This window comes from Oryzihumus sp. (genome assembly GCF_036391795.1).
Taxonomy (GTDB): domain Bacteria; phylum Actinomycetota; class Actinomycetes; order Actinomycetales; family Dermatophilaceae; genus Oryzihumus.
Genome location: NZ_DASVZH010000128.1, coordinates 1 through 16,285, shown reverse-complemented (window position 1 = coordinate 16,285; position 16,285 = coordinate 1). Strand labels below are relative to the sequence as shown.

Below are 16,285 nucleotides of genomic sequence, written 5' to 3'. Positions count from 1 at the left end.
CAAGCGATGATGGTCTCGGCGTCCCAGCGGGGCAGCCGGCCGCACATCCGCGGGGTCGGGAAGGTGGGGTCCTCGGCGCGCAGGTCGGTGAGGTGCCGCTCGCTGATGTCCAGCAGGGCGGCGACGGCGGCCGGGCCGAGGATGCGGCGCGGGCAGCCACAGGCGGTTCCGGCCCCGGTGGTCGAGTTGACGGTCGGGGCGGTCGGGGCGGTCGGGGAGGTGCCGGCGGGGACGGTGGGTGTCGTGGTCATGGCCCGGCACCGTCCGGGACCACGACCTGGCGGCAATCGCCGCCGGCACCGGGCGGCCTGAAGCGGCACACACCGGCACGGTCGCTGTGACAGCGCTGTGCCACGGCGGCACCGGGCCGGGCGTCGCCGCAGGTGAGCGGGGGTGGTCACGGCCGGAGGGCCAGATCACCCAGATCTACGAGGGCACCAACCAGATCCAGCGCGTCGTGATGGCACGTCAGCTCCTCAAGTAGTCGCTCTTGACCGGATCCCGCGACGTGCGCTCGTGGCGTCCTGTGCTGAAAGATCAGAGGGTGCTGGCCTCGCGCTCCAGGACTCCCATGATCACGTCGTCATGCCATCTGCCGCCTACGTAGGCGGCCTCGCGCTCGCGTCCTTCCTCGACGAAGCCGCACCTGAGATAACAGCGGATTGCCCGCGTGTTGTACGCCAGGACTCGGAGGTCGATCCGGTGTAGTCCCAGTTCGTCGAACCCGTACCGGAGGACTGCCTGGGTGACTTCCGTACCCAGGCCGATGCCCAGCCGGCGAGAGTCGAGCAGCCCTATGGCAAACCTTGCTCGCCTGTCGGTTTCGTCCAGTCCATGCAACCTGGCGGTGCCGATGAAGCCGCCCTCGAACTCAATCGCCCAGTGCAGCGGATTCGAGTCGGTGCTGACTGCCTCGTACCAGGCGGTCGCGTCCTCCAGCGGCATGGGGACCGGTTCCGTGAACTCGGGAGACCCGCCGAACATCCTGATGATCTCGGGGTCCTTGCCGCACCGGACGCGGCCGTCAACATCGTCAGGCCGGAACGGTCGCAGCACCGCGCGAGCGGAGCGCAGGCGGGGGGTCCGCTCCGGGACGATCATGACGCCATCATGTCGCGAAGCGGTTCAGCGAACGTCCCGACATACCGCGAGTCCTGAACTGCCGAGTTTCGGTCACCGACACGGCGACGAGCGGCGTTGGTCTCGGTACGCAGAACGCCTACCGTGGCAGATTCATGGTCGGAACGACGACGGGAGCACGGCCCATGCCACATGTACGACGCTTCGACCACGTCGGCATCACGGTCGCCGACCTCGATGTCGTGACGGCCTTCTTCGTGGCGCTGGGCCTGGAAGTCGAGGGCAGGGCGTTCGTCGAGGGTGAGTTCCTGGAGACGGTCTGCGGCATTCCCGACTCCCGCACCGAGATCGTCATGCTGAAGTCGCCCGACGATGGCGCCCGCCTGGAGCTCGCGAGCTTCGTGCGGCCCGACCCCGTGCCGGGCTCGCCGGCGGCCATGGCCAACGAGCTGGGACTGCGCAACGTGTCCTTCGAGGTCGACGACGTGCAGGCCGCTGTCGACTGGGCAGCCAGCGAGGGCTACGGACTGGTTGGTGGCATCGGCGAGTACGAAGGTGCTTGGCGGATGGCTTACGTCCGGGGGCCGGAAGGGATCATCGTCTCACTGGCCGAGCGCATCGGCTGAGCCTCGCGACGCCCGGATCTGCCGCGGTGAGAGCGTCATTCCGCCGCAAGGACGCAGAACTCGTTGCCTTCGGGGTCTGCCAGGACCACCCACGCTGCATCACCCTGGCCGATGTCAACACGCTGTGCGCCATGAGCCAGCAGACGAGCCACCTCGGCGTCCTGGTCATCAGGCCTGAAGTCGAGATGCAGTCGGCTCTTGGCCTTCTTGCTCTCGTCAAGCCGGACGAAGTCCAACCCCGGCCGGCGATCCGGCTCCGGGCGGATCTCGAACTCATCAGCGGTGGAGTAGACCACGACCCAACCAAGAGCCTCGGCCCACCACTGCCCCAAGGTCACCGGATCGACCGAGTGAACGATTACCTGCTCCCATTCCAAGGCCATGGGCGCAACCTAGGGCCTGCCTTGGGCTCAGAGACAGGCATTTTCGAAGAGGACGCTCGTCACGGACCGATCTCCATCTGCTGGTACGTGGGCGTGAGCTCTTCCCAGCGTTCCTTCCAGCCGGGGGCCCCGGCATCGGAGCTCCAGCCCTCCGGGTGGACCGGGCCGTCGACCTCCAGCGAGCGACCGAGATCCTCGAGGTGGACCCGCCAACCAGAGGCGTGGAACGGGAGATGCCTCATCGGCAGGCCGCGCTCCTCGACCACCAGCCGGGTCTTGGAGCCCTCCTCGGTCAGCCACGCCTCGATCTGCCCCTCGTCGTCCGTACCCGGCTCCGTCGTCAGCAGCAGGTGGTGGGGCGCATCGCACACCTCCACGCGCGCCGGACCGGTCCAGCTGCTCGTGAAGACGGCCTGGATCGTGCCGCCGACGCGCATGTCGCCGTCGACCTGGGCGATCCAGCGGGCCAGGCGCTCGGGCGTCGTGCACGCCTGCCAGAGGTCGCCGATGTCCGTGTCGTAAAGGTCCTCGACCCGGACGGCTCCGCGGGTCTCGCCGAGTGTTCGCATCGTCGCGATCGGGGTCATCGTCGTGCCTTCTTTCCTCGTGCGATCTCGGTATGGAGGGCGTCGAGCCGGTTCTCCCAGAGCCGGCGGAACTCTCCCAGCCACTCGTCGAGCTCGACGAGCGCCTCCGGGCGGAGTGTGTAGATCCGGCGCTGCGCGTCCTGGCGTACGTCGACCAGCCCGGCTTCCCGCAGCACGCGCAGATGCCGGGACACGCCCGGGCGGGCGATCGGCAGAGCCTCGGCCAGCTCTCCTGCACTCGCCGGGTGCTCGCGGAGAATCCCGAGAACCGTGCGCCGGCTCTCGTCCGCCAGCGCGTGCAACACAGCGTCCATGTGGGCTAATGTAACTATGTGGGTACGTATCCGCAAGGTTACATTCGGAACAGCACCTCGTTCTGTCGGTGGAGCGTTTGTACTTCCGCGCTGTTGTGGCTGGGGATCCGGCGGTCATCGAACAGGTGGGCAGCCAGGCCAGCGCCTGGCAGGTGGATCCCGGCCTCCCGGCCGCCGACGTCCTTGACAGCTACAGCCGCGAGGCGTCCCTGGCGGATGCCGTCATCGCTGCCCCGTCCCCAGATGCCGACGTGGCCTGGTGGCCCTTCCCCGAGGGCGAGTGGCGCCTGCACAGTCTTCGGGATGTCCTGCTCCAGGTGATCATCGAGACCGCCTGCCACGCCGGACACCTCGACGCGGTTCGCGAGCTCATCGACGGACAACAGTGGTTGGTGAACACCTGACCAGTAGCCCTGGCTCCGTGCTTCGTCGGCCGGCGCACTGTGCGAAACTCCAGAAGATGCAGCCACGCTCGGGTGACTTCGCGTTGACGATGGACGAGCTGCGGGCGGTTGCGAGGTATGCCGTGGCGTGCGCCGAACCTGCCCTCGTGATCTTCCAGAAGGACCGTCCCGACGACCCTCGCCCGGCGGCGGCTCTCCACGCCGCGCGCGTCTTCGCCGAGGGTGCGCCCCGTTCACGCCTCCAACGGACTGCCGCGGCCGACGCGCACCGCGCGGCCAGGGACGCTGCGACCGAAGCCGCCCGGCACGCAGCCAGCGCTGCAGGAGATGCTGCCGCGGCGGCATACCTCCATCCGTTGGCGAAGGCGACGCAGGTGCGCCACATCCTGGGGTCGGCGGCCCATGCCGCCCGGGCGGCCGAGCTGGCTCGCGGCGATGACCCGGTGGTCGCGGAGTATGTGATCACCGCCGCCGCGAAACGGGCCGTGCCGGTCGTCCTTGACGTGCTGACCCGCTATCCGCGGGCGCCGAAGGGGACCACCCGGGTCGCGGTCCTCATGGAACGGCTCGACAGCCTGCTGCGGGATCCGCCTCCGACGCCGCGCGTGGTCGACGACCCGGGGCCGTTCTTCCACGGGACCAAGGCCGACCTGCGTCCGGGTGACCTGCTCACACCGGGCAGGCGCTCGAACTACGGTTCGGGGCGTCAGGCCAAACACATCTACCTGACGGCCACGCGCGAGGGCGCGCCGCTGGCTGCCGAGTTGGCTCGTGGCGACGGGCCGGGACGGGTGTACCGGGTCGAGCCACTCGGCACGATCGAGGACGACCCGAACGTGACCGACAAGCGCTTCCCGGGGAACCCGACCCGGTCCTACCGAACGACCGGGCCACTGCGGGTCGTAGAGGAGATCACCGGCTGGCAGCGCCCAGCGCCGGAGAGGATCCGGCGCATGCGCGAGCGCATGGCCGAGCTGGCTGAGCTCGGGATCGAGGCGATGGACGACTGACGGCGGAGCTCCACCCCGAGCGTGCGTCTGCAGCTGCCGCGTCCCGGTGCAGCCGGTCAGTGTCGGACCGGATACCTCAGGTGCAGCACACGGTCGCCCTGGAGCACGACGTCGGGGTCCTCGAGCATCCGCCGACCCTCAACGTGGCCGAAGTACCGCTTCCCGGATCCGAACACCACGGGAACGACGTCCATCGCCACGAAGTCGACCAGACCGAGCGCAAGCGCCTGACCGGCGGCGTCGCCTGCGGACAGCGCCACCACCCCGTTGCCCGCGAGATCCCTGGCGACCCCGATCCCTTCCGTGACGTCGTCCACGAAGGGAACGTCCGCCTCCGGGTGCCAGCCCTCCGGCCTCGGCCGGTGGGACACCACGACCAGGTGCTCGCACGCCGGTGGCTTTGCTTCCCAGCCGTTGGTCAGGTCGAACAGGTGCCGACCCACGACCGCGCAGGTGATGCTGTCCCAGAACGGTTTGACGTAGTCGTACGAACGGTCGCTGATCCGCATGCTGGGGTGCACCGAAGCTTCGGCGCCCTCGAACAGCGGTCGCTCGCCGTTGAAGTACCAGTCGAACAGCGGTCCCACGTCGTCGTTGTCGTCCGCGATGAAGCCGTCAACCGACACCACGGCGTGCATCACCACTGTGCTCATCCATGCCCTCCCCACGTGCCGGCAACCCATGAGCGGGGCCAACCACCAAACTAGGGGCGTCGCCGAGAGCGTGGCCAGTCGCCGGCCATCTCGTGCGCCCTCTGTCCGGTCCGTGGACAGGGCACCCGCGGCGCCGGCGTCCCTTGGCCCGACCGTCGGTTAGGGTGCGCGCGTGGCAGACCTGGGACCCGTCGCGTGGCCGCCTGCCCCGATCAGGACCGAGCGGCTCGTGCTCCGTGAGCCCGAGGCCCGGGACCGTGCGGCCATCATCGAGCTGTTCGCCTCGCCAGAGGTGGGCACCTACGTGGGTGGCCCCCGACCGCGTGACGAGCTCGAGCGCGCAGTGCCTGAGGTGCCCAGGCGGCGCCCCGGCCTCTTCGTGGTCGAGCTCGACGGGGCGATGATCGGCATCGTCTCGCTCGACCGGCGCGACGCAGAACGCAAGGGCCACATCCGCCCGGACGGCGGGGAGGCCGAGCTCGGCTACATGCTCCTGCCGACGGCGTGGGGATGCGGGTACGCCGCCGAGGCGGGCGCGGCGGCCCTCGACTGGTTCGCCGGCGCACTTCCCGGCGAGCCGGTGGTGCTGTCCACCCAGACCGCCAACGACGGCTCGATGCGTGTCGCGGCGAAGCTGGGGTTCACCGAGGTGGAGCGGTTCGAGGACTACGGCGCCGAGCAGTGGTTCGGCGTGTGGTCCCCGGTCACGCTGCCCGCTTGAGCACGGTCCGCGCCACCGCGGCTGGACCCGCAGCGCCTGACGACGACCTCAGCGGAGCCGGCATTGGCGAGGTCAGCGCTCAGCCCGCGTCGTCGCTGTCGTTGTCGCTGCTGGTGCCCTGTCCGTGCGCGGAGTCGTCCGCAGGCGTGGACGGACCGGAGTCGTCCCCCCGGCGGCGCTCCTCCCGGTGCTGCGTGTCCGGCAGGACGGGCGTGCCCTCGTCCTTCGCCGAGGCGGCGGCGGCGCTGGCGTCGTGGTCGCTGCCGTGCTCGTGGTGCTGGGTCATGGCGCTCCTCGTGGTTGGCTTCCCCCGGCGCGTACCCGCTGCGGGCCCGGGTAAACCCGCGCGGGGCCTCGTCAGCGAGTGTCGACCCGTGGGCAACGGGCTACCCCAACGAGACCTCGGAGCCGGTGTCGAGGCGTTGGCGCAGCTTGCGGAGGATGCCGCGCAACAACCTCGAGACCTGCATCTGGCTCACCCCGATCTCCACGCCGATGCGGTCCTGGGTGTAGCGGTAGACGAACCGCAGGAGGAGCACCTGCTGCTCACGTTCGTCGAGGTCGGCCAGCACCGGGACCAGCGACTCGTGCTGGTCCACCCGGTCGAACACGTCGTCCACGTCGGCGACCAGGTCCCCCAGCGTGGAGGACCCGTCCCCGACCGGGGCATCCAGGGACAGCGGAGCCATGGCGCCCTCCGTGGTGCGGGCCTCGTCCACGTCGGCGAGGTCCACGCCCAGCTCACCCGCGACCTCCTCCGTCGTCGGCGTGCGGCCCAGCGACTGCAACAGGTCTGCCTCGGCGCGGCGTACCGCTGCCTGCAGCTCCTGCATGCGGCGGGGAGGCCGCACCGTCCACACGTGGTCGCGGAAGTGCCGCTTGATCTCACCGGTGATGGTCGGGGCTGCGTATGCCGTGAAGCCCGCCCCCTCCTGTGGCCGGAAGCCCTGGATCGCCTTGACCAGACCGACGTAGGCGACCTGCAGCAGGTCGTCCCAGTCGACCCCACGCCCCTGGTAGCGGCGGGCGAAGTGGACGGCCAGTGAGCTGTTGAGCAGGAACACCTCCTCGTGCAGGGACGCGCGCTCGACGGGGTCGGGGCACAGGGCGGCCTGCTCGAGCAGCTGGACGGACCGTTCGTTGCGGGTCGCGGCCAGGTCCACAGGGTTGGCCGGGTCGGTCGGGTCGGTCGGGGAGCAGCGGTGCTCGGGACCGCCGGGGGGCGCAGCGGACATCGTGGGGCCTGTTCATCGGGTTGGACGGACGAGGCGCCGCTGCTGGACCTGTCTGGGCGGAGCACATCACAGCCGGGTCGGCGATCACAAGCCGTTCCTCGCAACCTCAGGCCCAGGCGGGCATCGAGCGCGGGCTGGGTCACGGTCCGGATGAGGGCGGTCGGGGCCGGTGGCAGACGGCCCGTGCCTCCGGCGAGTGACGCGTGGTGCGCAAGAAAATGATGGTTCGACACACGTTTGGGCCGCCAGCAGCCGGGTAAGCCAAGAGGCCGGTCAAGCAAGGGCCGCTCCGCACGAGCCGGGAGCAGCCATGCCTACGACGACCTCCCACCGGCCCCCCGCCGGTGACCCCCAGCACGTCGACCGCCGGACCATCCACCTCTTCGAGGAGCTCGAGCAGGAGCGGCGCGAAGCCGAGCGCCGCCGGATCCGGAATGAGGTCGTCCTCCTCAACCTCGGCATGGCGCGTGGCATCGCGTCGCGGTACCGGCACCGCGGCATGGAGGGCGACGACCTCGACCAGGTCGCGTACGTCGGTCTGGTCAAGGCCACCCACGGCTTCCGTCTCGCTGTCGGCCACACCTTCCCGGCATACGCCTGCCCCACCATCTCCGGTGAGATCAAGCGGCACTTCCGTGACCACGGGTGGATGGTCCGGCCGCCGCGGCACCTGCAGGAGGTGCACGCCGAGCTGCGTTCCTGTGCGGGCGAGCTGGGTCAGCGTCTGGGGCACGACCCCACTGCCGCGGAGGTGGCTCGGCGGGCGAAGCTGACCCCTGCCGACACGCGCGCGGCGAGCCGACTCGACTCGGCCTACCGGTGCGCCTCCCTCGACGCCCCGACCGGCGACGGCACTGCGTGCCTGGGCGAGCTGGTGGCCGAGGAGGGCAACCCGTTCGAGGCGGTCGAGGTGCGGGCAATCCTCGGCTCGCTGCTGCACGGCCTCTCCGACGCCGAGCGCGACCTGCTGCGGCTCCGGTTCGCGGAGGAGCTGAGCCAGCGCGAGATCGGCGAGGTCCTCGGCATCAGCCAGATGCAGGTGTCGCGGCTGCTGTCACGCCTGATCTCGCGGCTGCGCGACGAGGCCGCCTGACCCCGGCCAGGACCCGGCAGGGGCTACCACCCGCCGGTGGGAAGCCAGTCCTGTCGCAGACCCCGGATGGGGGACCGGCCAGATCTATCCTGAGGGAGCAGCCGGGCCCGGTCGCTGCCTGCTCAACGTCGGGGCCCGGCTGCCCTGTGGGACATACCCCGTTCGGCGCGGGTTACGCGGGCCACACCGGGTCGCGATGGTGAGCCGGGTCGCGGGGTCTGTTCTTGGTAAAGCCCGAACGGTGGTGCGGCCCGCGTCGCTACCGTCGAAGCTGCACACCAGGCGAGGACCGGCTGCAAGGGGGTGGCGGTCATGGCTTTGGAGTCAGCGCAACGGCAGGCGGGATGGCGAGGCCGTCATCTCCCCGTGTCGGCGCACCGCGGCGCGGGGTGAGCAGCATGACCCAGCTCGCGTGGGCCGGCCTGCTGGCCACCGTGTGTGCCCTGCTGGCGTGGGGGGAGTGGCTGGCCTTCTGTGTCTGGCTGGTGCGGTTCACCGGGTCGAGCGAGAGCCTGAAGGACGCCGCGGTCGTCGCCCGGTCGTTCCGGGCTCCGAGGTCCAGCGGGATCGTCGAGCCGACGGCCACCCGGCCGGTTGCTCCCGGCGTTCACCACGAGGTCCGCGCGGCCGCCGGCCGGCGGCGTCGCCCGGGGGTCCGGACCGCGGTGCGACCCGGGTGTGGCGCTCGCACAGCGCCCGGGCGTGGAGGCCGCCGCTGACGTCCCAGGTCCGGTGGTCCCCTGCCGCCGGCCTTGTCGCCGCGTGCGCCGTGCCCTACCGTCGTTGAAGCATGCCCGCTGCCCTCCGGGGTCCGGCCTGTCCGTCCTCCCCGGGAGCTCCGACCGGGGCCGGTGTGCGCCCACGGCCCCCCACGACGGGAGAGGCCATGGCCACGTCTGTCAGCGGCACCGCCCACGCCCCCGGCGGGCACCTCCGCCGGGACGTCGGCTTCTGGGGCCTGATGTTCGTCTCCCTGGGCTCGATCATCGGGTCCGGCTGGTTGCTCGGCGCCCTCACGGCCGCCACGCTCGCCGGGCCGGCCTCGTTGGTCTCCTGGGTGCTGGCCGCCGTCATGCTGGCCCTGCTCGCGCTCGTCCACGCCGAGCTCGGTGCGTCCTACCCGGCGGCCGGTGGCACCGCGCGGTTCCCGCGGTTCGTCTTCGGACCCCTGGCGGGCTTCACCGCCGGCTGGATGGCCTGGCTCCAGGCCGTCAGCATCGCGCCCATCGAGGTCGAGGCGACCCTGTCCTACATCGACCACATCTCCTGGGTCAGCTCCCGCGTCAGCATCCTGCGGGTCGACGGCACGCTGACGCCCTCGGGGCTGGTGCTCGCGACCCTGTTCATGGCCGTGTTCACGGTCATCAACCTCGTCGGGGTCAAGCTCATGGCCGAGACCAACGGGGTGGCGGTGGTGTGGAAGACGGCCATCCCGCTGCTGACCGTGGTGGTGCTGATCTCGCTGTCGTTCCACCCCTCCAACTTCTCCGCCGGTGGGGGTTTCTCCCCGTACGGCGCACACGGCATCTTCGCTGCGCTGCCCGCCGGCGTCGTGTTCGCGCTGCAAGGGTTCGAGCAGGCAATCCAGATGGCAGGGGAGGCCCGGCACCCCCAGCGTGACGTGTCCCGTGCGGTCCTCGCGTCGATGGCCGTCGGCACCATCGTCTACCTGCTGCTCGAGGTGGCCTTCATCGGCGCGATCTCACCGGGGAACCTCGCCCACGGCTGGGCGAACCCGGTGGGCAAGGGCGACTTCGGGCCCTACGCGACGCTGGCGGTGACGGCCGGCGCCGGCTGGCTGGCGGCCCTCCTCTACATCGACGCGGTCATCTCCCCGGCGGGCACCGGCCTCGTCTACGTCGCGACGTCCTCGCGCATCTCCTACGCCATGGGGCGGGAGAAGGAGCTGCCGCCGGTCCTCGGTCGGGTCAACCTGCGTGGGGTCCCCCTGACGTCGATCCTGCTGGCCTTCGTCGTCGGCCTGATCGCGTTCCTGCCCTTCCCCTCATGGCAGTCCCTCGTGGGGCTGGTGACCTCGGCCACGGCGATCATGTACGCGTTCGCGCCGGTCTCCCTCTACGCCCTGCGCCAACGTGACCCGGACCGGCCCCGGCCGTACCGCCTGCCGGCGTACCGCGTCCTCTCCCCGGCGGCGTTCGTGTCGGCGAACCTGATCATCTACTGGTCCAGCTACGAGGCAACCTGGAAGCTGTGCGTGGCCCTGCTCGTCGGGCTGGTCATCTTCGTGGTGAACCGGTGGCGGCTCCCCGCCGCTGACCGGGGTCCGCTCGATTCCCGCTCGGCCGTCTGGGTCTGGCCGTGGCTGGCCGGGCTGGTGGTCATCGGCTACTTCGGGCGCTACGGAGGCAGCAAGGCGATCCCGAACTGGTGGGACCTCGTCATCGTGGTCGTCTTCGCCGTCGTGATGTACGAGGTCGCCGAGAAGGTCGCGCTCAACGGCGCGCAGGTGCGGGACCTGGTGGACGCCGAGGCCGAGGACCTGGCCACCGGCTCGGTGGACGCAGCCGCCCGCTGAGCGGCGGCGGCCCGCCGACCTCAGGCGTGGCAGGCGACGCTGTGGTCGACGAAGTCCGGCCGGTCGAGGCTGACGTGGCGGCACTGGCACACCCACACCCCGACGGGCACGACGATGCCCCGGAGCCGGGCGTCCTCACGGGCGCAGTGCAGGTAGTAGGCGCGGCGGGCGCGGTCGATAAGCTGGCGCACGGGGCTCACCTCATGAGGGGCGCCGACGGACGCGGCTGGACGGGGCCCGGCAGGGCCGTGAACAGGGACTTCATGCCCGCCGAGTGTACGAGGAACCCTCGACGGAGCCCAATCACAGGGCCCTTCGTCCCGGGTCGTGGGCCACCCATGTCACACCAGGTCACTGTCGTCACGGCAGCCACCTCAGCGTTGCCCGTCTCAGCCCTCCTCGCCGGCGGCGGCTCCCTTCATCCGGTCGTCGATCATGCTGACCACGGTGGGGTCGGCCAGGGTGGTCACGTCGCCGAGCTCCCGGTGCTCGGCCACGTCGCGCAGCAGGCGGCGCATGATCTTGCCGGAGCGGGTCTTGGGCAGATCCGGGGTGAGCAGGATCTGCCGTGGCCGGGCGATCTTGCCGATCTCGGTCGCCACGTGGTCGCGCAGCTCGGCGATGAGCTTCTCCCCGGAGGCCGGGTCGTCGGCGACGTGGCCGCGCACGGTCACGAAGGCCACGATGCCCTGGCCCGTGGTGGGGTCGCTCGCCCCGACCACGGCTGCCTCGGCGACGGACGGGTGGGAGACCAGCGCCGACTCGACCTCGGTCGTGGAGATGCGGTGCCCGGAGATGTTCATGACGTCGTCCACCCGGCCCAGCAGCCAGATGTCCCCGTCGTCGTCCTTCTTGGCCCCGTCGCCGGCGAAGTACAGGCCCTCGAAGCGGGACCAGTACGTCTCGCGGTAGCGGGCCTCGTCGCCCCAGATCCCGCGGAGCATGCCCGGCCAGGGCTCGGTCAGCACCAGGTAGCCACCGCCGCCGTTGGGGACCGGGACGCCGTTGCCGTCCACGACCTCGGCCCCGATGCCGGGGAACGGCGTCATTGCCGCTCCGGGCTTGGTGGCGGTGATGCCCGGCAGCGCGGTGATCATGATGCCGCCGGTCTCGGTCTGCCACCACGTGTCCACGACCGGACACCGGCCACCGCCGATGTGCGTGCGGTACCACATCCACGCCTCGGGGTTGATCGGCTCACCGACCGACCCGAGCAGGCGCAGCGAGGACAGGTCGTGCGCGGAGGGCAGGTCCTCGCCCCACTTCATGAAGGTCCGGATCGTCGTCGGCGCGGTGTAGAGGACGGTGACGCCCTGGTCCTCGACGATGCGCCACCACCGGTCCCGACCGCCCGCATCGGGGGTGCCCTCGTACATCACCGACGTGGTGCCGTTGGCCAGCGGCCCGTAGACGATGTAGCTGTGCCCGGTGACCCAGCCGATGTCGGCGGCGGTCCAGAACACGTCGGTCTCGGGCTTGATGTCGAAGATCAGCCGGTGCGTGGCGGCGACGTGGGTGAGGTAGCCGCCGGTCGTGTGCAGGATGCCCTTCGGCTTGGCCGTGGTGCCGGAGGTGTACATAACGTAGAGCGGGTGCTCGCTGTCATGGGCCTGGGCCTCGTGCTGCGGGCTCTGCCGGTCGACGACCTCGTGCCACCACATGTCGCGGCCCGGCGTCCAGGAGACGTCCTGCCCGGTACGCCGCACCACCAGGACCGTGCGCACGTCGGGCAGGTCCTTGGTCGCCTCGTCGACCGCCGGCTTGAGCGCGGCCGCCGCGCCGCGACGGTAGCCGCCGTCCGCGGTGACGACGACCCGTGCGTCGCAGTCGATGATCCGGTTGCGCAGCGCCTCGGCGGAGAACCCGCCGAAGACGACGGTGTGGGGAGCACCAAGCCGGGCGCACGCCAGCATGGCCACGACCGTCTCGGGGATCATCGGCATGTAGATGGCCACCCGGTCTCCGCTGCGCACCCCGAGCTCGGTCAGGGCGTTGGCCGCCCGGCAGACGAGGTCCTGCAGCTCGGCGTAGGTGATGTCCCGGGTGTCACCCTCGGGCTCGCCGACCCAGTGGTAGGCCACGCGGTCACCGCGCCCGGCCGCCACGTGGCGGTCGACGCAGTTCACCGCGACGTTGAGCCGTCCGCCGGCGAACCACCGCGCGAACGGGGCGTTGCTCCAGTCCAGCACCTGGTCCCAGGGCCTGGCCCACTCCAGGCGCTCGGCCTCGCCGGCCCAGAACGCCAGCCGGTCGGCCGCCGCCCGCTCGTAGATCTCCGGCTGGGCGTTGGCCTGCGCACTGAACTCCGGGGACGGGGCGAAGCGCCGCGTCTCGGTGAGCAGTGCCGACAGCTCGGTCTCGTCGCCCACGGCGACCACCTCCAGGGTGTGCGGTCCCCGGGCGCCGGCCGGTCGTCGCCCGGCGCCCGGGGCCTTCGGTCAGGGGACTCAGCTGCGGCCGGTGGCGGCCATCGGCCAGGTGGGCAGGACGGTGCGCTTCCAGGTGGAGTTCGTGACACCGGCGAAGGAGGTGTACCAGGCGGCCGCAGCGGTCGCCAGGCCCAGCCAGCCGCCGATCTTGGTCCACGACGAGGTCGCCGGGACGGGGCTGCCGAACGCGCCGATGGTCAGGAACAGGAAGGTCAGCGTCAGCAACGCGAAGACGGCGGTGACTGCGCCGCTCACGCGGAGCGCGCCCATCGTCATGTAGGCGGTGAAGATGGTCCAGCCGAGCAGGTAGATGCCCACGGCCGAGTGGATCTGGCCGATCGGCACCGCCCGGAGGGAGAACGTCGCGAGGAACCAGTACGACAGCCAGAACGCGCCGTAGGAGCTGAACGCGACCGCACCGAAGGTGTTGCCGCGTCGGAACTCCCACATCCCGGCGAAGAACTGCGTCCCGCCGCCGTAGAACAGGGCGAGCCCGAGCACGGTGGGGGCGATGGCGGCGTTCATGAGGCCTGCGTTGACGACGCTGAGGACCATCGTCGTCATGGCGAACCCGGCAAGCCCCAAGGGTGCCGGGTCGGCCGTGGCGGCCTCAGCCAGGGGGGCCGCAGCCGGGGCAAGGGGTTCAGCGGCGGTCATGCCCGTGGTGGGGGTCGTGATTCGACTGTCAGACATCGGAGCGGCTCCTTATCCGGATCGACCCGGCTGAGGGTCAGCCGGTGCCCATTGCTCCTGACAGGGTCCTGAGGCACGTCGACGATCCGCCGGCGGTGCACCAGCACCCCGGCGGGCAGATGGGCCCCCGGTCGGTACGACGCAGCCCCCGGTGCCGTGGGGATGTCTCCCACGGCACGCCCCCCGACGTCCGGGGATGCGTCATGTCGGCGCCGGGGTGCCTATCTCCCCGCTCCTGTACTTGCCCTTCAAGTACAGCACCGTGAGCAGGGTGCGTCTACAGACCGGTTGCGGGGCGCTCGCCGCAGCCGGACGGCTCAGTGTCGGGCACCGTACGCGGCCAGGGCTCCCCGCACCTCGGGGCGGGCGGCGTAGGCCCCGGCGCTGAGGAAGGTCTGCTGCACGATCTCGTGGATGCGGCCGCGTGCCAGCAGGTCGTTGCCCATGACCGCGTGCTCGGCGTGACCGGGGCGGAACACCACGACGCTGGTGCCCCGTTCTCGCAGCGCCCGCACCTCGCGCCGCGCCAGCCGGGCCGCCCGCCAGCGGGTGGCGCCGTAGATGTCGGTGGGGACGGTGGCGCGGCCGGACATCGGCGAGACGACGATGACGAGCTCCAGGTCGCGTTCCCAGACGACGGCCGCGTTGGTCGGGGAGTGGGTGCCGCCGTCGACGTACTCATGGTCGCCGATCCGGACCGGCGCGAAGTAGCCGGGGAGGGCGCAGGAGGCGGCGATCGCCCGGTGCAGCGGGGCGTCGGGGGAGCCCGGGCGACCGAAGACCACCCGCCGGCCGTCGTCGCGCCGCACGGCGCAGATCCACAGGTCGCGCGCCGGCCACGCGTGCCCCTCGACCTTGCGCAGCATCCCGAGCTGCTCGGCGATGTCGCGCTGGCCCGGGGCCAGGCGCGCGATCCCCGCCACGAGGGGCCGGAACCGCGTGGGTCGGGTCACCGCGTGACGGACGACGCCCCACCCGGGCGGGGCCGGCAGGCGGCGGACCATGTGCAGCGGGCGCAGCGGGTCGAGCTCCGGGACCTCGGTGCCGACCAGCTCGTTGAGCAGCTCGCCCTCGGTGGACAGCGGCGCCCGGACGGTCCAGGCCGCCAGCTCCGAGGCGGGGATGCCGACGCGCAGCAGCGACCCGGTGATCGCCCCGGCCGAGGTGCCCACGATGACGTCCGCGGTGCGCGGGTCCCAGCCGTAGTCGTGCTCGAGCATGGCCAGCACGCCGGCGTGGTACGCCTGCCCGACGACACCGCCGGCGCCGAGGACGAGGCCGACGCCACTCACCCGCCCGAGGATGGGTGAGCCGATCGGGTTACGGCAAGGGCCGTCCCACCCGTGACTCGTTGACCGCGTCGCGGGGCGGGTCCGCCGCTCTCGGGCAGATGGCGCAGGCGCCCTCGGACGGGCGCTGGCTCACGACTCGCCCCGGCGCCGGAGGACGGCGTGGCGCGGGTGGGGTCCACTGGTCCTGGGCCGGCGCCGGTCGGTCCACGGGCCGCGCCGAGGTAGTGACTCCAGGAGGCCGCCATGTGCGCCGCAACCCCGTCAGCCCACGCTCGTCCCCGCGCCCGGGACCGGTTCCGCGCCCGCCGGGCGCTGCCGCTCGTCCCTGTGGTCGCGCTGCTGTCCGCCGCACTGTCGCTGAGCCCGGTGCCGGCCGGCGCCGCGCCGGTGTCGTCGGTGGCCACGCTGCCGTCCACCACCGCCACCACGACCATCTCCACGACCGTGGACTTCAGCGGTGACGGCCACCCCGACGTCATCGCCCGCACCTCGACGGGGACGCTGTACCTCTACCGCGGCAACGGGGCCGGCGGCTTCCTGGGCTCGCGGACGGTCATCGGCCAGGGGTGGCAGGTGTTCGACCACATCTTCTCGCCGGGCGACTTCAGCGGGGACGGGCACGCCGACCTCCTCGCCCGCACCCCGGCCGGGGCGCTGTACCTCTACCGCGGCAACGGGGCCGGCGGCTTCCTGGGGTCGGGGACGGTGATCGGCCAGGGCTGGCAGGTGTACGACCGGGTCTTCTCGCCGGGGGACTTCACCGGCGACGGGCATCCGGACCTCATCGCGCGGGTCAAGGGGGGTGCGCTGTACCTCTACCGGGGCAACGGCGCGGGTGGCTTCCTCGGCGGCCGCACGCAGATCGGCGCCGGCTGGAACATGTTCGACAAGGTGTTCGGCGTCGGGGACTTCAGTGGTGACGGCCACCCCGACCTCATGGGTCGGACGCCGGCCGGGAGCCTGTACCTGTACCGGGGCAACGGCGCGGGCGGGTTCCTCGGCGGCGGCACCGTGATCGGCGCCGGCTGGAACATGTTCGACAAGGTGTTCGGGGTCGGGGACTTCACCGGTGACGGCTACCCCGACCTGATGGGCCGCACGCCGGCCGGGAGCCTGTACCTGTACCGGGGCAACGGCAGGGGCGGCTTCCTCAGCGGTGGCCAGGTCATCGGCGCGGGCTGGCAGGTCTTCAACCTGCTGAGTGGGATCGGCTGATCCTTCGCGCCGCC

General features: G+C 71.4%; 21 protein-coding genes and 1 pseudogene. 10 read left to right on the top strand and 12 right to left on the bottom strand.

Annotation, left to right across the window (positions count from 1 at the left end):
• The coding region (locus VF825_RS07435) for a hypothetical protein (protein WP_331111746.1) at window positions 1–251 on the bottom strand (251 nt) is incomplete at its 3' end.
• On the opposite strand from VF825_RS07435, the gene VF825_RS07430 reads away from it, so the two are divergent.
• On the top strand, window positions 239–484 hold the full coding sequence (locus tag VF825_RS07430; RefSeq protein ID WP_331111751.1) for a hypothetical protein: 246 nt from the start codon (window positions 239–241) through the stop codon (window positions 482–484). The two genes, VF825_RS07435 and VF825_RS07430, sit on opposite strands and share 13 nt — an antisense overlap.
• Before the next feature lie 53 nt (window positions 485–537).
• Here VF825_RS07430 and VF825_RS07425 read toward each other — a convergent pair whose 3' ends face one another.
• The gene (locus VF825_RS07425; RefSeq protein WP_331111744.1) at window positions 538–1,101 is read right to left on the bottom strand and encodes a GNAT family protein; all 564 of its coding nucleotides are present in this window, start codon (window positions 1,099–1,101) and stop codon (window positions 538–540) included.
• A 164-nt stretch (window positions 1,102–1,265) separates the two neighbouring features.
• Here VF825_RS07425 and VF825_RS07420 point away from each other — a divergent pair, with 164 nt between their 5' ends.
• Entirely contained in the window at window positions 1,266–1,706 is a 441-nt protein-coding gene (locus tag VF825_RS07420) for a VOC family protein (protein WP_331111742.1), read from the top strand.
• Between the two features lie 35 nt (window positions 1,707–1,741).
• Here the strand turns inward: VF825_RS07420 and VF825_RS07415 are convergent, their stop codons facing one another.
• Genes VF825_RS07415 through VF825_RS07405 form a run of 3 tightly spaced genes read right to left on the bottom strand, consistent with a single transcriptional unit; the run spans window position 1,742 to window position 2,990 of the window.
• The gene (locus VF825_RS07415) at window positions 1,742–2,089 is read right to left on the bottom strand and encodes a VOC family protein (RefSeq protein ID WP_331111740.1); all 348 of its coding nucleotides are present in this window, start codon (window positions 2,087–2,089) and stop codon (window positions 1,742–1,744) included.
• Between the two features lie 59 nt (window positions 2,090–2,148).
• Window positions 2,149–2,676 (bottom strand): SRPBCC domain-containing protein, encoded by a 528-nt coding sequence (locus tag VF825_RS07410; RefSeq protein WP_331111738.1) that lies wholly within the window; start codon window positions 2,674–2,676, stop codon window positions 2,149–2,151.
• Window positions 2,673–2,990 carry a metalloregulator ArsR/SmtB family transcription factor gene (locus VF825_RS07405; protein ID WP_331111736.1) on the bottom strand — a complete coding sequence of 106 codons (318 nt, stop codon included), beginning with the start codon at window positions 2,988–2,990 and terminating at the stop codon, window positions 2,673–2,675. The genes VF825_RS07410 and VF825_RS07405 overlap by 4 nt, the downstream gene beginning before the upstream one ends.
• A gap of 62 nt (window positions 2,991–3,052) precedes the next feature.
• Between VF825_RS07405 and VF825_RS07400 the strand changes: the two genes are divergently transcribed.
• The 3 genes and pseudogenes from VF825_RS07400 (at window position 3,053) to arr (ending at window position 4,404) form a co-directional block, all read left to right on the top strand.
• Window positions 3,053–3,394 carry a DUF664 domain-containing protein gene (locus VF825_RS07400; protein ID WP_331111749.1) on the top strand — a complete coding sequence of 114 codons (342 nt, stop codon included), beginning with the start codon at window positions 3,053–3,055 and terminating at the stop codon, window positions 3,392–3,394.
• A gap of 56 nt (window positions 3,395–3,450) precedes the next feature.
• A pseudogene (locus tag VF825_RS20075) lies at window positions 3,451–3,837 on the top strand (putative immunity protein); the annotation flags it as partial.
• 114 nt (window positions 3,838–3,951) lie between these two features.
• Window positions 3,952–4,404 carry an NAD(+)--rifampin ADP-ribosyltransferase gene (arr, locus tag VF825_RS20070; protein WP_414695792.1) on the top strand — a complete coding sequence of 151 codons (453 nt, stop codon included), beginning with the start codon at window positions 3,952–3,954 and terminating at the stop codon, window positions 4,402–4,404.
• A gap of 56 nt (window positions 4,405–4,460) precedes the next feature.
• On the opposite strand, the gene VF825_RS07390 is transcribed toward arr, so the two are convergent.
• Entirely contained in the window at window positions 4,461–5,057 is a 597-nt protein-coding gene (locus VF825_RS07390; protein ID WP_331111734.1) for a dihydrofolate reductase, read from the bottom strand.
• A gap of 172 nt (window positions 5,058–5,229) precedes the next feature.
• On the opposite strand from VF825_RS07390, the gene VF825_RS07385 reads away from it, so the two are divergent.
• Window positions 5,230–5,778: a GNAT family N-acetyltransferase gene (locus tag VF825_RS07385; protein ID WP_331111732.1), complete on the top strand. Its 549-nt coding sequence runs from the start codon at window positions 5,230–5,232 to the stop codon at window positions 5,776–5,778.
• A 79-nt stretch (window positions 5,779–5,857) separates the two neighbouring features.
• On the opposite strand, the gene VF825_RS07380 is transcribed toward VF825_RS07385, so the two are convergent.
• Both VF825_RS07380 and VF825_RS07375 read right to left on the bottom strand, forming a co-directional pair.
• Window positions 5,858–6,064, bottom strand: coding sequence for a hypothetical protein (locus tag VF825_RS07380; protein ID WP_331111730.1), 207 nt, complete (start codon window positions 6,062–6,064; stop codon window positions 5,858–5,860).
• Between the two features lie 100 nt (window positions 6,065–6,164).
• A complete protein-coding gene (locus VF825_RS07375) occupies window positions 6,165–7,013 on the bottom strand; it encodes a sigma-70 family RNA polymerase sigma factor (RefSeq protein WP_331111728.1) in 849 nt (282 codons plus the stop codon).
• Between the two features lie 310 nt (window positions 7,014–7,323).
• On the opposite strand from VF825_RS07375, the gene VF825_RS07370 reads away from it, so the two are divergent.
• From VF825_RS07370 to VF825_RS07360, 3 genes are all read left to right on the top strand, one after another.
• Window positions 7,324–8,106 (top strand): sigma-70 family RNA polymerase sigma factor, encoded by a 783-nt coding sequence (locus tag VF825_RS07370; RefSeq protein ID WP_331111726.1) that lies wholly within the window; start codon window positions 7,324–7,326, stop codon window positions 8,104–8,106.
• Between the two features lie 398 nt (window positions 8,107–8,504).
• Entirely contained in the window at window positions 8,505–8,825 is a 321-nt protein-coding gene (locus tag VF825_RS07365) for a hypothetical protein (RefSeq protein WP_331111724.1), read from the top strand.
• A gap of 167 nt (window positions 8,826–8,992) precedes the next feature.
• Window positions 8,993–10,642: an APC family permease gene (locus VF825_RS07360; protein WP_331111722.1), complete on the top strand. Its 1,650-nt coding sequence runs from the start codon at window positions 8,993–8,995 to the stop codon at window positions 10,640–10,642.
• A gap of 20 nt (window positions 10,643–10,662) precedes the next feature.
• On the opposite strand, the gene VF825_RS07355 is transcribed toward VF825_RS07360, so the two are convergent.
• From VF825_RS07355 to VF825_RS07340, 4 genes are all read right to left on the bottom strand, one after another.
• Window positions 10,663–10,833: a hypothetical protein gene (locus VF825_RS07355; protein ID WP_331111720.1), complete on the bottom strand. Its 171-nt coding sequence runs from the start codon at window positions 10,831–10,833 to the stop codon at window positions 10,663–10,665.
• A 198-nt stretch (window positions 10,834–11,031) separates the two neighbouring features.
• A complete protein-coding gene (gene acs / locus VF825_RS07350; RefSeq protein ID WP_331111718.1) occupies window positions 11,032–13,011 on the bottom strand; it encodes an acetate--CoA ligase in 1,980 nt (659 codons plus the stop codon).
• Window positions 13,012–13,089: 78 nt separating this feature from the next.
• Window positions 13,090–13,764 (bottom strand): acetate uptake transporter, encoded by a 675-nt coding sequence (locus tag VF825_RS07345; RefSeq protein WP_331111716.1) that lies wholly within the window; start codon window positions 13,762–13,764, stop codon window positions 13,090–13,092.
• 317 nt (window positions 13,765–14,081) lie between these two features.
• Complete coding sequence (locus VF825_RS07340; RefSeq protein ID WP_331111714.1) at window positions 14,082–15,056, bottom strand: patatin-like phospholipase family protein; 975 nt, start codon at window positions 15,054–15,056, stop codon at window positions 14,082–14,084.
• 243 nt (window positions 15,057–15,299) lie between these two features.
• Between VF825_RS07340 and VF825_RS07335 the strand changes: the two genes are divergently transcribed.
• On the top strand, window positions 15,300–16,271 hold the full coding sequence (locus tag VF825_RS07335; RefSeq protein ID WP_331111712.1) for a VCBS repeat-containing protein: 972 nt from the start codon (window positions 15,300–15,302) through the stop codon (window positions 16,269–16,271).
• The last annotated feature ends 14 nt before the right edge of the window (window positions 16,272–16,285 follow it).